Genomic DNA, 14,282 nt, shown 5'->3' on the forward strand with positions numbered 1-14,282 from the left:
TGGCCGCGACGACGCTCGCGGCGCGGCGGTGGGGCCCGCCGTACCCGAACCGCGGCAAGGACGCCGCCAACGGTCCCTACTTGCGACGGCACGCGCCCGCACGATCCCGGGCGCCGGCGAGTAGGAGACGCACCACCATGACCACCCCCGAGAGCCTCCGCGTTCCGGACTCCCCTCCGCGTCCGCCCTTCTGGCACGCCCAGGGCCCCGTCGTCACGGTCGTGGCGCTCGGCGGGGGAGTGGGGGCCGCGGCCCGCTACGCGGCGTCCCTGTGGTGGCCCCCGCACCCGGGCGGCTTCCCCTGGACGACCCTCTGGGTCAACGTCGTCGGCTGCGCCGTGATCGGCGTCTTCATGGTGGTCATCACCGAGTTCAGGGCCGCGCACCGCCTGGTCCGCCCGTTCTTCGGCACCGGAGTCCTCGGGGGCTTCACGACCTTCTCGACCTACGCCGTCGACATCCAGAAGCTGGCCGGCGGCGGCCACGTCCGCACCGGCCTGACCTACCTCGCCGTGACCCCGCTCGCGGCACTCACGGCGGTGTGGCTCGCGGCCTGGTCGACCCGCCGCGTCCTGAAGTGGAGGCAGCCATGACACGGCTGACCGGCAGGGCCCTGCGCCTGACCGTCCTCGTCGGCGAGAACGACACCTGGCACCACAAGCCGCTCTCCGCGGAGATCGTCCACCGGGCCCACACGGCGGGCCTCGCGGGCGCCAGCGTCTTCCGGGGCGTCGAGGGCTTCGGCGCCTCCTCCCTGATCCACACCTCGCGGCTGCTGTCGCTGAGCGAGGACCTGCCGGTCGCCGTCGTGATCGTCGACACCGAGCCGCGCGTCCGGGCGTTCCTCCCGCAGCTCGACGAGCTGGTGACCGAGGGGCTGGTGACCCTCGACGAGTGCGAGGTCATCAGGTACACCGGCCGGGACGACGATCCCGGCGAAACGGGCAGGAAGGGTAAGAAGTCGTTGTGAACTGGCTGCTGGTCATCGGCGGCGCGATGGTCGGCGCCCCGCTCCGCTACCTCACCGACCGGGCGGTCCAGTCCCGGCACGACTCGGTCTTCCCCTGGGGCACCTTCACGGTGAACGTCACCGGCTGCCTGGTCCTCGGGCTGCTCACCGGCGCCGCCACCCAGGTCCAGCTGCTGCTCGGCACCGGCCTGTGCGGGGCCCTGACGACGTACTCGACGTTCTCCTACGAGACGCTGCGGCTGACGGAGACCGGGGCACGTCTCCAGGCCGCCCTCAACGTCGCGGTCAGCGTGACGGCCGGTCTGGCCGCGGCCTTCGCGGGGGCGGCGCTGGCGGGTAGGTGAGACGCGTCCATGAGATCCGTTCTCGTCCGGGTGTAGTAAGACGGTCCCCTCCGCTCCAGCCCCCGATCAGAACTGGATCCCATGAGCGTCATCAGCATCGGTCAGGCCGTCGTCCTCGGAGCCGTCGAGGGGGTGACCGAGTTCCTGCCCGTCTCCTCCACCGGCCATCTGAAGATCGCCGAGGGGCTCATGGGCATCCCGGTCGACGACAGCGCCGTGGTCGGGTTCTCGGCCGTCATCCAGGTCGGCGCGATCGCCGCGGTGCTCGTGTACTTCTTCAAGGACATCGTGCGGATCGTCTCGGCCTGGGGGCGCGGCCTGCGCCACCGCGAGGAGCGCTACCACCACGACTACAAGTTCGCCTGGTGGGTCATCTGCGCGACGATCCCGATCGTCGCCGTGGGACTCGCCGCCAAGCCGCTCATCGAGGGCCCGCTCGCCTCGCTGTGGGTGGTGGCCGGCTCCCTGATCGTCGGCAGCGGCGTGATGTGGGCGGCGGACCAGATGGGCCGGCACAAGCGCGGTGAGGACGACACCTCGTTCAAGGACGCGATGCTCGTCGGCAGCTCCCAGATCCTCGCCCTGCTCTTCCCCGGCTTCTCCCGCTCCGGCGCCACGATGTCCACGGCGCTCATCCTCGACCTCGACCGCGTCGCCGCCACCCGGCTCTCCTTCTTCCTCGGCATCCCCGCGCTCACCGGTGCCGGCCTCTACGAGCTCAAGGACGCCCTGGGCACGGGGGTGGGCGCCGCCCCGCTCGCCGTGGGCACGGTCGTCTCGTTCGTCGTGGCGTACGCCTCCATCGCCTGGCTGCTGAAGTTCGTCGCCAAGCACTCCTTCAACGCGTTCGTGATCTACCGGATCGTGGTGGGAGTGCTGCTGTTCGGGCTGCTCGGAGCGGGTGTGCTGCACAGTTGAGTGGTCTGCCGGGAGGCGCCGCCGGCTGTCTGCGGCGCCATCGTGGCTCGTCGCGCGGTTCCCCGCGCCCCTTGGGGGCGACCCCTTGACAGCCGCCTCCCGTCGCCCGGAGTATCTCTCCCGTGAACCTGTCAGACAGCCGGACAGCCGGACAGCCCGTGCGGCGCGTCAGTGCCATGGAAGCGGTGCTGGCGCACCTGCGCGGTGCCATCGAACGGGGCGAGTACGCCATCGGCGACAAGCTCCCCTCCGAGGCGGAGCTGTGCCGCACCCTGGAGGTCTCCCGGCCCGTGCTGCGCGAGGCGCTGCGGGCCCTGCAGACCATGGGCCTGACCGTCTCCAGGACCGGCAAGGGCACCTTCGTCGTCGCCAGCACCGTCGAGGACCCCACCTTCGGCGACTACGCGGCCAGCGACCTGCTGGAGGTGCGCCGCCACGTCGAGATCCCGGTCGCCGGGTACGCGGCCCGGCGCCGCACCCCTGAGAACCTCGACCACCTGGCCCATCTGCTGGACCGGATGGAGCGGGAGACGGACACCACCGCGTGGGTCGCGATGGACACGCTGTTCCACCTCGCCGTGGCCGAAGCCGCCCAGAACCCGGTGTTCCGCCGGGTCATCGAGGAGATCCGGGACGCGCTGGCCCGCCAGTCGGCCTTCCTCAACGAGCTCGGCGGCCGCCGCGAGCAGTCCAACCGCGAGCACCGGGCGATCGTCGAGGCCCTGATCGACGGTTCCGAGAACGACGCGGTGGAGGCCATGGCCCACCATCTCGACCGCGTCGAGACGACCCTCACCGACATCGTGCGCTCCCCGCGCACGGACACCAGCACGGAAACCCCCATGGAAGGCGGACCCGAGGCGTGAGTGAGCAGTCCCTGCACGACGGCGTGCAGAAACGTTCCGGCCATGTCGACGCCGGAGACGCGGGCTACAGCAAGTCCCTGAAGTCCCGGCACGTCAACATGATCGCCATCGGCGGCGCCATCGGCACCGGCCTCTTCCTCGGCGCCGGCGGCCGCCTCGCCGACGCCGGCCCCTCCCTCTTCATCGCCTACGCGGTCTGCGGCCTCTTCGCCTTCCTCGTCGTCCGCGCCCTCGGCGAACTCGTGCTCTACCGGCCCTCCTCCGGCGCCTTCGTGTCGTACGCCCGCGAGTTCATGGGCGAGAAGGGCGCCTACACCGCCGGCTGGATGTACTTCCTCAACTGGGCGACCACCGGCATCGCCGACATCACCGCGGTGGCCACCTACACCCACTACTGGGGCATGTTCTCCGACATCCCGCAGTGGGTGATCGCGCTGATCGCGCTGGCGGTCGTGCTCACCGTGAACCTGATCTCGGTGAAGATCTTCGGCGAGCTGGAGTTCTGGTTCGCGATCATCAAGGTCGGCGCGCTCGTCGTCTTCATGTGCATCGGCATCTTCCTGCTGGTCACCCAGCACCCCGTCGACGGCCACAGCCCCGGCCCGTCCCTGATCAGTGACAACGGCGGCGTCTTCCCGCACGGCCTGCTGCCCATGCTGCTGATCATCCAGGGCGTCGTCTTCGCCTACGCCTCCGTCGAGCTGGTCGGCGTCGCGGCCGGCGAGACCGAGAACCCCGAGAAGATCATGCCGAAGGCGATCAACTCGATCATGTGGCGCGTCGGCCTGTTCTACGTCGGCTCGGTCGTCCTGCTGTCGATGCTGCTGCCCTGGAACAAGTACACGGCGGGGGAGAGCCCCTTCGTCACGGTGCTGTCCAACATCGGCGTCCCGGCAGCGGGCGGCGTGATGAACCTCGTCGTCCTCACCGCCGCCATGTCCTCCCTCAACTCCGGCCTCTACTCCACCGGCCGCATCCTGCGCTCCATGGCCATGGCCGGGTCCGCGCCCAGGTTCACCTCCGTGATGAGCCGCAGCCAGGTCCCCTACGGCGGCATCCTGCTCACCAGCGGCGTCTGCGTGCTGGGCGTCGGCCTCAACTTCGTCGTGCCCGCCGAGGCGTTCGAGATCGTGCTGAACTTCGCCGCGATCGGCATCCTCGCCACCTGGGGCATGATCATGATCTGTCACCTCCTCTTCTGGCAGAAGACCCAGAAGGGCGAGCTGACCCGCCCCGGCTACCGACTGCCGGGCTCCCCCTGGACCGAGATCGTGACGCTGGCGTTCCTCGCCTCCGTCCTGGTCCTCATGTACGCCGACGGCGGCGCGGGACGCACCACCGTGCTGTGCCTGCCGCTGATCGTCGGGGCCCTGGTCGCCGGATGGTTCGCCATCCGCGGCCGTATCGCCCGCAAGTCCACGACCGGAGCCGACGCGTGACCGACGCGCCGCTCCAGAAGCAGGCAGTGATGTACAGCAGTTCCCTCGCGGACGCACCCCTGGTCCGTGAACCCGTCCACGCCCCCGTCGCCCACCTCATACGCGGCGGAATCGTCGAAGGCATCCACTACGGCTCCGTCGTCGTCCTCGGCGCCGACGGAGCGGTCCAGCTCCAGATCGGAGACATCGAGGCCGCCTTCTACCCGCGCTCCGCGCTCAAGCCCGTCCAGGCCGTGGCCATGGCCCGGGCCGGACTCCCGCTCCACGGCGAACTGCTGTCACTGACCGCGGCCAGCCACTCCGGCGAGGAATGCCACCTCGCCGGCACCCGGCGCATCCTCGAACTCGCCGGACTCACCGAGGACCACCTGCGCAACGTCCCCGACCTGCCGTTCGACCCGGTCGTCCGGGACGCCTGGGTGCGCGAGAACCGGCTGCCCTCCCGGCTCGCCCAGAACTGCTCCGGCAAGCACGCGGCCATGCTCTACACCTGCACCCTCAACGGCTGGCCCCTGGAGAACTACCTCGACCCCGCCCACCCGCTCCAGCAGGCGATCGCCGAGATCGTCGAGGACCTCACCGGGCAGCGCATCGCCGGCGTGACCGTCGACGGCTGCGGCGCGCCCCTGTTCTCCATCTCCCTGCACGGCCTCGCCCGCGCCGCCGCCCGGATCACCACCGCCGCGCCGGGCACGCCCGAGGCCCGGGTCGCCGACGCGATGCGCGAGCACGCGGAGATGGCCTCCGGCTCCGGGCGGGACGTGGCCGCGCTGATGCGGGCCGTGCCGGGGCTGCTCACCAAGGACGGGTTCGAGGGCGTGCAGGTCGCCGCGCTGCCGGACGGGCGGGCCGTCGCGGTGAAGATCGCGGACGGGGCGAACCGGGCGCGGGTGCCGGTGGCTGCCGCCGCGTTGGCCCGGGCGGGCGTGGACCCGGAGCTGCTCACCGAGTTCGCGGGCGAGCCGCTGCTCGGGGGCGGGCGGGAGGTCGGGCGGGTGCGGCCCGTTCGCTCGCTGGAGCCGGTCGCTGATGCCGCCTGCGCCTGACCACGTGCCGGGTACTCCCGTTCGGCGGCTGCGGCTCTGTTGTGGCTGATCGCGCAGTTCCCCGCGCCCCTGACGGGGCGCTCGTCCACTCTCAGTTCTCAGAAAAGGGATCCCTCACCCTCATGACCGCCGCCACCCGCTCCGAACACGATCTGCTCGGTGACCGTGATGTTCCCGCCGACGCCTACTGGGGTGTGCACACCCTGCGGGCCACGGAGAACTTCCCGATCACGGGTATGCCCATCTCCGCCTATCCGCACCTGATCGACGCCCTGGCGGCCGTCAAGGAGGCCGCCGCCCTCGCCAACGAGGAACTCGGGCTGCTCGATCCGAAGAAGGCCGCCGCCATCGTCGCGGCCTGCCGGGAGATCCGCGACGGCAAGCTGCACGACCAGTTCGTCGTCGACGTCGTCCAGGGCGGGGCGGGCACGTCCACCAACATGAACGCCAACGAGGTCGTGGCGAACCGGGCGCTGGAACTGCTGGGCCACGCCAAGGGCGAGTACCGGTACCTGCACCCCAACGAGGACGTCAACCTCGGCCAGTCCACCAACGACGTCTACCCCACCGCCGTCAAGATCGCGACGGTGTTCGCGGTCCGCGGGTTGCTCACCGCGATGTCCGTGCTCCAGGACGCGTTCGCCCGGAAGGCCGTCGAGTTCCGTGACGTGCTCAAGATGGGCCGTACACAGTTGCAGGACGCGGTGCCGATGACGCTCGGTCAGGAGTTCTCCGCGTACGCCGTCATGCTGGACGAGGACCGGTCCCGTCTTGCCGAGGCCGTCGAGTTGATCCATGAGATCAACCTCGGCGCCACGGCCATCGGCACCGGGCTCAACGCCCCCGCCGGCTACGCCGAGTCGGCCCGCCGCCACCTCGCGGCCATCACCGGCCTGCCCCTGGTGACCGCGGCCAACCTGGTCGAGGCGACCCAGGACTGCGGCGCCTTCGTCCAGATGTCCGGCGTGCTCAAGCGCATCGCGGTCAAGCTCTCCAAGAGCTGCAACGACCTGCGGCTGCTGTCCTCCGGCCCGCGTGCCGGCCTGGGCGAGATCAACCTGCCGCCCGTACAGGCGGGTTCGTCCATCATGCCCGGCAAGGTCAACCCGGTGATCCCGGAGGTCGTCAACCAGGTCGCCTTCGAGGTGATCGGCAACGACGTCACCATCACCATGGCCGCCGAGGCCGGACAGCTCCAGCTGAACGCGTTCGAGCCGATCATCCTGCACTCCCTGTCGGAGTCGATCACGCACCTGCGCGCCGCCTGCCTCACGCTCGCCGAGCGCTGCGTCTCCGGCATCACCGCCAACACCGAGGCCCTGCGCGCGACGGTGGAGAACTCGATCGGCCTGGTCACCGCCCTCAACCCGCACATCGGCTACACGGCCGCCACCGACATCGCCAAGGAGGCCCTCGCCACCGGCCGGGGTGTGGCCGAACTCGTCCTGGAGAAGGGCCTGCTCCCCGCCGAGACCCTCGCCGGCCTCCTGCGCCCCGAGGTCCTGGCGGGCAGCGGCCCGGCCCCGGCGGCCTGACGTACACACGCGCACCGGGACCGGCACGGAGGGACAATCGGGATCATGACGTCGTCGACGAGCTTCCAGCCGGTCCTGGAGCGCATCGCGGAGGAGATCGAGCGGACGCCCGGCCGCGGCCGGCCCGCCGACTACATCCCGGCGCTCGCGGCCTGCGACCCGCGCAGCTTCGGCATGGCCGTCGCCGAACCCGACGGCACCGTGTACGGGGTGGGGGACTGGCGGCAGCCGTTCTCCGCCCAGTCCATCACCAAGGTCTTCACCCTCGCCCTGGACCTCGCCCGCGAGGGCGACGCCCTGTGGGAACACGTGGGCCGCGAGCCCTCCGGCAACCCCTTCAACTCCCTGGTCCAGCTGGAGTACGAGAACGGCATCCCGCGCAACCCGTTCATCAACGCGGGCGCCCTCGTCGTCACCGACCGGCTGCACACCCGGACCGGCGACGCGTCGGGGGAACTGCTGGGATTCCTGCGCGCGGAGAGCGGCAACACGGAGCTGACCTTCGACAAGGAGGTCGCCGCCTCCGAGTCCGCCCACGGCGACAGGAACGCCGCGCTCGGCCACTTCATGGCGTCGTACGGCAACATCGACAACCCGGTGCCGGTCCTGCTCGACCAGTACTTCCGCCAGTGCTCCGTCACAGCGTCCTGCGCCGACCTCGCCCTCGCCACGACCTTCCTCGCCCGGCACGGCATACGCGCCGACGGCACCCGCCTCCTCACCCGCAGCCAGGCCAAGCAGATCAACGCGATCATGCTGACCTGCGGTACGTACGACGCGGCAGGGGACTTCGCCTACCGCGTGGGCCTGCCCGGCAAGAGCGGGGTGGGCGGCGGCATCATCGCGGTCGTCCCGGGCCGCTGCACGCTCTGCGTGTGGAGCCCGGGCCTGGACGAACGGGGCAATTCGGTGGCGGGTGTGGCGGCCCTGGACAGATTCACGACGCTGACGGGTCTCTCGGTGTTCTGAACGCCCCAAGGGGAGCGGCGAACCGCGCGACCGGCCACGACGCGCCCGCACCCTGCGTACCACCGCACCCGGCACACGGCACGCAGCCTGATCACCGGCCGGTCACACCTCTGCCTCCCCCCGGAGGGCACCGCGTCAACTCCCCGCCACCCCACGTTGACACTCTGCCCGAGTGTTGGCCATGGCTTTCCCCGTCGATCTCCGCCGCTGCCAGATACTCGGTCTGGCCGGCACCGCCTGCCTCGCCCTGGGCGGTGAGACGGCCGGAGCACTCCCCGTACGGGACCTCCTCCACCCGGCCTCCGCTCGCGCCGCCCTCGGCCTGGTCGGCGTCTACTTCGGCGTCGTCCTGCTGATCGCGGCCTGGGCGCTGCTCGGCCGGCTGGTGCGCGGCCCGAGGCCACCCGCTCCCCGCGCCCTGCTGCTCGTCCTCGCCGTCTGGGCCGCGCCGCTGCTGCTGGCCCCGCCGCTGTTCAGCCGGGACGTCTACAGCTACCTCGCCCAGGGGGCGATGGTCGAGGCGCACATGGACGTGTACGCGCACGGGCCGTCCCGGCTCGGCGGCCCGCTCGCCGACGAGGTCGCCCCGCTGTGGCGGCACACCGGCGCCCCGTACGGCCCGGTGTTCCTCGCCGTCGCGGCGGCCCTGTCCGGACTGACACGCGGTGAACTGCCCGCCGGACTCCTCGGGATGCGGCTCGTCGCGCTCGCCGGCGTCGGACTCATGGCGGCCGCGCTGCCCCGCCTCGCCCGGCACAGCGGCGCCGACCCGTCCGCCGCCCTCTGGCTGGGCGCCCTCAACCCGCTCGTCCTGCTGCACCTGGTCGCGGGCGCCCACAACGACGCCGTCATGCTGGGCCTGCTCGGCGTCGGCCTGGTGGCGGCGCTCGGCCGGTGGCCGGTCCTCGGCGCCGTCCTCGTCACGCTGGCCGCCCTGGTCAAGGCGCCCGCCGCCCTCGGGCTGGCCGCCGTCGTCGTCCTCCAGGTCCGCGCGGGCCGCAGCCCGGCGAAGGCCCTCGTGACCACCACCGTCGCGGCCGCCGGGACGACCGTCGCCGCCACGGCCGCGGCCGGCACCGGCTACGGCTGGATAAGCGCCCTCAACACCCCCGTGTCACCCCAGAACTGGGCCCTGACCACCCTGCTCGGCCGCGCCACCCGCGCCCTGCTGGAACACCTCGGCAGCGACCTCGCGCCGCTCGCGGTCCCCGCCTGGCACGCGCTGGGCATCCTCGCGGCCGTGGTCGCCATCGCGCTGATCTGGCTGCGGCTGCGCCCATGGCCGGTGTACGCGCTGGGCCTGAGCCTCGCGGCGGTGGCCGCCCTCGGCCCGGCGATCCGCCCCTGGTACGCCCTGTGGGGCCTGTTCCTCATCGCCGCCGCCGCGCCCAGCACCTCCGTACGCCACCGCATGGCCGCCGTGACCGGCGTGCTCGCGCTGTGCGTCCTGCCCAGCGGCGGGCCCGCGGACACCGGCCAACTCGTGCTGGCCGTCTCCGGCGGCGCCCTCGCGGTCGTCGTGCTGTGGCAGGCCCACCAGGCGGAACTCGCCCCGGCCCTGGGACGCGCGGCATGACCCCGGCCCTGCCGCGCACCGACCGGGGGCGGCTGCTGCTGGTGCTCGGTCTCGCCACGGCGGTGACCGTCTTCACCGCGACCGTCCCGCTGCTGCGCGACTGGTTCGACCTGCGCGTCTACTACGGCAGCATCGACACCTGGGTCCACCACGGCGGCCGGATCTACGACTACCGCGTGCCGGGCACGACCTACGGCTTCACCTATCCGCCGTTCGCCGCGGTCGCCATGCTGCCGATGGCCCTGCTGGACCTGCGGACCGCGATCGCCGCCGCCCTGCTGCTCAACCTGGCGGCCCTGGCCGTGGTCCTGCGCCTGCTCGCCGGGCCGGACCGGCATCGCCTCGGCTGGTACGGCTGGGCCCTGACCGCCTGCCTGCTCGCCCTGTTCGAGCCGCTCCGCGACACCTTCAGCTTCGGCCAGGTGAACCTGCTGCTCCTCGCCCTCGTCCTCACCGACGCGGCGCTGCTCGCCACCGGGCGCGGACGTCTGGCCGGCGTCGGCATCGGGCTCGCCGCCGCGATCAAGCTCACTCCGGCGCTGTTCATCGGACTGCTGCTGGTGGCCGGACGCCGCCGCGCGGCGGCGGTCGCCACGGCCGTCGCCCTCGGGGCCACCGCCCTCGCCGCCTGGGTGGACCCGGACGCCTCGCGCTTCTACTGGACCGAGGCGCTGTGGGACACCGACCGTGTGGGCCGCCTCGGCTATGTCTCGAACCAGTCGGTCCAGGGCATCCTGGCCCGGCTGGGCGAACCGGACCGGGCGGTGTGGGCGGCGGCGGTCCTGCTGATCCTCGGGGTGTGGGCCGTGCGGGCCCGCCGGGCGGCCGTGGCGGGGGACTGGACGGCCGCGTTCGCCCTGACCGGGCTCGCCGCCTGCCTCGTCAGCCCGATCACCTGGGTCCACCATCTGGTGTGGCTGCTGCCGTCCTTCGCCGTCCTGCTCCGCACGGGGCACCTCCGGATCGCGGGGGCCCTGTACGCCGTGCTGTGCACCAGCGTGGTGTGGCTGTGGTTCGACGACGCGTCCGGCGTCGACGGGTTCCTGGGCAGCAACACGTACGCCTGGATCACCCTGGGCCTGCTGCTGTGGCTGCCGGCCGGTCAGCTCCGCCCTGGCCTGCGGACCGGAAGCCGCAGCACCAGCACCACGACCGACGCACCCAGCCCGGCCGCACCCGCGATCAGCCCCGCCTCCGTCCAGACGGACCCGGGCTCCTCGGGGACGGCCGCGGCGACCGCCGGGGGCGTCGTCGTCTCCGGCCGCTCGGGAGCGCGCGACGCCGCGAGCGAGCCCACCGCCTCGACCCGCCCGGCCGACCTGAACCCCCAGTCGAGCAGGGAACGAGCCTCCTCGTACACGGCCGAGCCGCCGCCCTCCTGAGGGTTCATCACCGTCACGACCAGGGTGCGCCCGTCCCGGCGCGCCGCCGCGACGAGCGTGCTGCCCGCCTTGCTGGTATAGCCGTTCTTGATGCCGATCAGCCCCGGGTACGGCTCCACGCCCCGGGCGCCGCTCAGCAGCCGGTTGGTGTTGCGGATCGGGTACGACCAGTCGCCGCCGCCCGGGAACCTGGCCTCGACCGTGGCGCAGTACCGGGCGAAGTCGGGGTTGCGCAGCCCCACGGCGCCGAAGACGGCCAGGTCGAAGGCCGACGACACCTGGCCCGGGGCGTCGTAGCCGTCCGGTGACACCACGCGGGTGTCGAGGGCGCCCAGCGACCGGGCCTTGGCCTGCATCCGCTCGGCGGTGGCCCGCCAGCCGCCGTTGAGTTCGGCCAGGACGCGCACGGCGTCGTTGCCCGAGTTGAGGAAGACCCCGCGCCACAGGTCGGCGACCCGGTACGTACGGCCCTCGGTGACTCCGACCAGGCTGCTGCCCGCGCCGATGCCCCGGAGTTCCTCCGCGCGGACCGTGTGCCGGATGCCCGCCGGCAGCGACGGCAGCACCGTGAGGGCGAACAGGGTCTTCAGGGTGCTGGCCGGAGGCAGCCTGCGGTGGGCGTCGCGGGCGGCGAGCACCTCGCCGGTGCGGGCGTCGGCGACCAGCCAGGACAGGGCGGAGACCGCCGGGACGCGGGGCGCCCCGGCGCGCGGGCGGACCTGGACGCCGGGGCGGTGCAGCAGCGAGGGGTGCGGGGCCGCCGCCCTGGGCCCGGCCGGGGCACTGGGCTCCGCCCCGCCGGGGTCGGCCGCAGCGGCGGGCACCAGGGCCAGGAGGCACGCCGCGCAGAGCGCACCGGCTGACACGACAGCCCGGGAAGAGAATCCGATGATCATATGATCAACGTAGAAACGGTTGTGCTCCGTACGGCGACGACCGGGCCGCAGACGGCGCGCGAGCACCCGGATGCCGCACGGACGGCCTCGCACTCGGCTCGGGTGCGTCCGTCAGTCCGCGGGCAGTGTCGGCTGGATGCGCCGCAGGAACGTCGCGTTGTCCGGTGTCTCGCGCATCCGATCCAGGAGGGTCTCCAGACCGCCCTGCCCGTCCCGGCCCTGCAGCACGCGCCGCAGACCGTGCATGGCGGCCAACTCGCCTCGCGGCAGCAGGAGTTCCTCGCGCCGGGTGCCGGAGGGCGTGATGTCGACGGCGGGGAACAGGCGGCGGGAGGCCGGTTCGCGGCTCAGGCGGAGTTCCATGTTGCCGGTGCTCTTCAGCTCCTCGAAGTAGAAGTCGTCGGCCCGGGAGCCGGTCTCCACCAGGGCGGTGGCGAGGATGGTGAGGGAACCGCCCTCCTCGGCCGACCGGGCGGCGCCGAAGAACCGCTTGGGGCCGGTCAGCGCGGACGCGTCGACGCCTCCGGTGAGGATGCGGCCCCCGGAAGCGGCCGCGTTGTTGTGCGCCCGGCACAGCCGGGTCAGCGAGTCGAGGAGCAGGACGACGTCCTCGCCGGCCTCGACGCGCCGCTTGGCCCGCTCGATCACGAGGTCGGCGAGCGCGATGTGCTGCTTGGCGCTGCGGTCGAAGGTCGAGGCGTACACCTCGCCCCGCACACAGCGCAGCATGTCGGTGACCTCCTCGGGCCGCTCGTCGAGCAGCAGCATCATCAGCCGGCACTCGGGGTGGTTGCCGGTGACGGCCGCCGCGAGCTGCTGGAGGAGGACGGTCTTGCCGGTCTTGGGCGGGGCCACGAGGAGCCCGCGCTGGCCCTTGCCGACCGGCGCGATCAGGTCGACGACCCGCCCGGCGAGCCCGGCGGCCGGGTGCTCCAGGCGCAGCCGCTCGTGCGGGTGCAGCGGCGTCAGGTCCTGGAAGTGCCGGCGGCCGCGCAGGTCCGCGGGCGCACGGCCGTCGACCCGTACGACGTCGGTGAGGCCGCGCCGGTCGCCGAGGGGGCCCTCGACGAGGTCGCCCTTGCGCAGGCCGTGACGGCGGATCAGGGCGGGGGAGACGGCCGGGTCGGCGGGCGTGGGCAGACCGTCCTCGGCGCGCAGGTGCCCCTTCCCGCCCGGGTCGATGTCGAGGACGCCGGCGGCGGTCCGGGGCTCGGTGTGCTGCTGGACGGGCGGGGTGTCGAGTGTGGTGGTCATGGTGGGGTGTCCTTTCACGGACGGCAGGCCTGGGACATGCGAAGGGAAGGGAAGGGGAGAGGGCCGCGAGGGGAGGGGCCTGGGGCACGCCTCTGGCGGCGGGGAACAGCACCTCGGCTACGACAGAGCACATCAGGATGCTGGAAAGGAGAGAGAGAGCGAAATGCAGAACCGCACCGGCGCCCACAGACAGGGGCGTGCACGAGTGCTGTCTCCAGGCTATCACCCGACGACGCGCCGGGCGAGGGGAACGGGTTTCAGCGCGTGGCCAGGAGCCCGTACAGCAGGGGGATCCGCGGCTCGGGCAGCCGCCACCAGCCGTACTCCGTACGGACCATCCGGGGCCAGCGCGGCCAGGGAAGTTCGTCGCTCTCGCGCAGTCGCCGCACGGCCAGTCCCGCTCCGGTCAACGCGTTGACGACCTCTCCGATTCCGTGCATCCACTCGTAACTGTCCGTGGCGCCCTCGACGGCCGGGCCGTCCGTGTACGTGTGGGTCGCGTCCCGGTGCACCGGACCACCGCCGCCCAGGTAGTCGTGGCGCAGCAGCAGTTCGGGACCCTCGCCCGGAGCGGGTTTCGGGCCGAGGGAGTTGAGCAGGGGGTGGAACTCGACGACGTACAACCGGCCGCCCGGCCGCAGCAGTCGCCCGACGGTCCGCGCCCACCGCTCCAGGTCGGGCAGGTAGCACAGCGCGCCCTTGCCGGTGTACACGACGTCGAACCGCCGCCCGTCCAGGGCCTCCACGGCGTCGTACACGTTCGCCCGGACGTATGTCACGTCGGCTCCGGCCCGCTCCGCGATGCCGCTCGCGGCGGCCACGGACGCCGCGGAGAAGTCGAGGCCGACGGCCCGGGCCCCGCGCCGGGCGAACGCGATCGCCTCCGTGCCGAGATGGCACTGCAGGTGCAGCACGTCACGGCCGGCCAGATCGCCGAGGTCCTCCCACTCGAAGGGCGCGAACCAGCGCTCGGGATCGAGGTCCTGGTCGAGACCGTAGAACCGGCTGGCGAGGTGGACGGGCGTACGGGCGTCCCAGTTGGCCTGGTTGACCCGCATCAGCCGGTCGTGCTCGGCGGACGTCATGG

Annotated in this window: 13 protein-coding genes and 1 pseudogene; 11 read left to right on the plus strand and 3 right to left on the minus strand. The window is 72.5% G+C overall.

The window, feature by feature from the left end:
• The first annotated feature begins 137 nt into the window (after positions 1 to 137).
• From crcB (ABZ386_RS08720) to ABZ386_RS08770, 11 genes are all read left to right on the plus strand, one after another.
• Positions 138 to 593 (plus strand): fluoride efflux transporter CrcB, encoded by a 456-nt coding sequence (gene crcB, locus ABZ386_RS08720; RefSeq protein ID WP_351344109.1) that lies wholly within the window; start codon positions 138 to 140, stop codon positions 591 to 593.
• A complete protein-coding gene (locus ABZ386_RS08725; protein ID WP_351344112.1) occupies positions 590 to 970 on the plus strand; it encodes a DUF190 domain-containing protein in 381 nt (126 codons plus the stop codon). The genes crcB (ABZ386_RS08720) and ABZ386_RS08725 overlap by 4 nt, the downstream gene beginning before the upstream one ends.
• Complete coding sequence (gene crcB, locus ABZ386_RS08730) at positions 967 to 1,314, plus strand: fluoride efflux transporter CrcB (protein ID WP_351344115.1); 348 nt, start codon at positions 967 to 969, stop codon at positions 1,312 to 1,314. Before ABZ386_RS08725 ends, crcB (ABZ386_RS08730) begins: the two co-directional genes overlap by 4 nt.
• Before the next feature lie 81 nt (positions 1,315 to 1,395).
• The gene (locus tag ABZ386_RS08735; protein WP_358964321.1) at positions 1,396 to 2,232 is read left to right on the plus strand and encodes an undecaprenyl-diphosphate phosphatase; all 837 of its coding nucleotides are present in this window, start codon (positions 1,396 to 1,398) and stop codon (positions 2,230 to 2,232) included.
• 176 nt (positions 2,233 to 2,408) lie between these two features.
• Entirely contained in the window at positions 2,409 to 3,098 is a 690-nt protein-coding gene (locus ABZ386_RS08740) for a FadR/GntR family transcriptional regulator (protein WP_355726501.1), read from the plus strand.
• Complete coding sequence (locus tag ABZ386_RS08745; RefSeq protein WP_351344121.1) at positions 3,095 to 4,537, plus strand: amino acid permease; 1,443 nt, start codon at positions 3,095 to 3,097, stop codon at positions 4,535 to 4,537. The genes ABZ386_RS08740 and ABZ386_RS08745 overlap by 4 nt, the downstream gene beginning before the upstream one ends.
• Positions 4,538 to 4,566: 29 nt before the next feature.
• Positions 4,567 to 5,583, plus strand: a complete 1,017-nt coding sequence (locus tag ABZ386_RS08750) for an asparaginase (RefSeq protein WP_356617628.1) — start codon at positions 4,567 to 4,569, stop codon at positions 5,581 to 5,583.
• Between the two features lie 122 nt (positions 5,584 to 5,705).
• The gene (aspA, locus tag ABZ386_RS08755) at positions 5,706 to 7,118 is read left to right on the plus strand and encodes an aspartate ammonia-lyase (RefSeq protein ID WP_351344124.1); all 1,413 of its coding nucleotides are present in this window, start codon (positions 5,706 to 5,708) and stop codon (positions 7,116 to 7,118) included.
• A gap of 45 nt (positions 7,119 to 7,163) precedes the next feature.
• Positions 7,164 to 8,087: a glutaminase gene (locus ABZ386_RS08760; protein ID WP_351344127.1), complete on the plus strand. Its 924-nt coding sequence runs from the start codon at positions 7,164 to 7,166 to the stop codon at positions 8,085 to 8,087.
• A 181-nt stretch (positions 8,088 to 8,268) separates the two neighbouring features.
• Positions 8,269 to 9,663 (plus strand): polyprenol phosphomannose-dependent alpha 1,6 mannosyltransferase MptB, encoded by a 1,395-nt coding sequence (gene mptB, locus ABZ386_RS08765; RefSeq protein ID WP_358964323.1) that lies wholly within the window; start codon positions 8,269 to 8,271, stop codon positions 9,661 to 9,663.
• Complete coding sequence (locus ABZ386_RS08770) at positions 9,660 to 11,045, plus strand: glycosyltransferase 87 family protein (protein WP_351344133.1); 1,386 nt, start codon at positions 9,660 to 9,662, stop codon at positions 11,043 to 11,045. Before mptB ends, ABZ386_RS08770 begins: the two co-directional genes overlap by 4 nt.
• A gap of 11 nt (positions 11,046 to 11,056) precedes the next feature.
• Here the strand turns inward: ABZ386_RS08770 and ABZ386_RS08775 are convergent.
• The 3 genes and pseudogenes from ABZ386_RS08775 to ABZ386_RS08785 all read right to left on the minus strand — a co-directional run.
• Positions 11,057 to 11,941: pseudogene (locus ABZ386_RS08775) on the minus strand (serine hydrolase); the annotation flags it as partial.
• A 111-nt stretch (positions 11,942 to 12,052) separates the two neighbouring features.
• On the minus strand, positions 12,053 to 13,195 hold the full coding sequence (gene rho, locus ABZ386_RS08780) for a transcription termination factor Rho (RefSeq protein WP_358964324.1): 1,143 nt from the start codon (positions 13,193 to 13,195) through the stop codon (positions 12,053 to 12,055).
• Positions 13,196 to 13,452: 257 nt separating this feature from the next.
• A complete protein-coding gene (locus ABZ386_RS08785; protein ID WP_358964325.1) occupies positions 13,453 to 14,280 on the minus strand; it encodes a class I SAM-dependent methyltransferase in 828 nt (275 codons plus the stop codon).
• Positions 14,281 to 14,282: the final 2 nt, after the last annotated feature.

The organism is Streptomyces sp. NPDC006140, assembly GCF_040628815.1.
Lineage (GTDB): Bacteria > Actinomycetota > Actinomycetes > Streptomycetales > Streptomycetaceae > Streptomyces.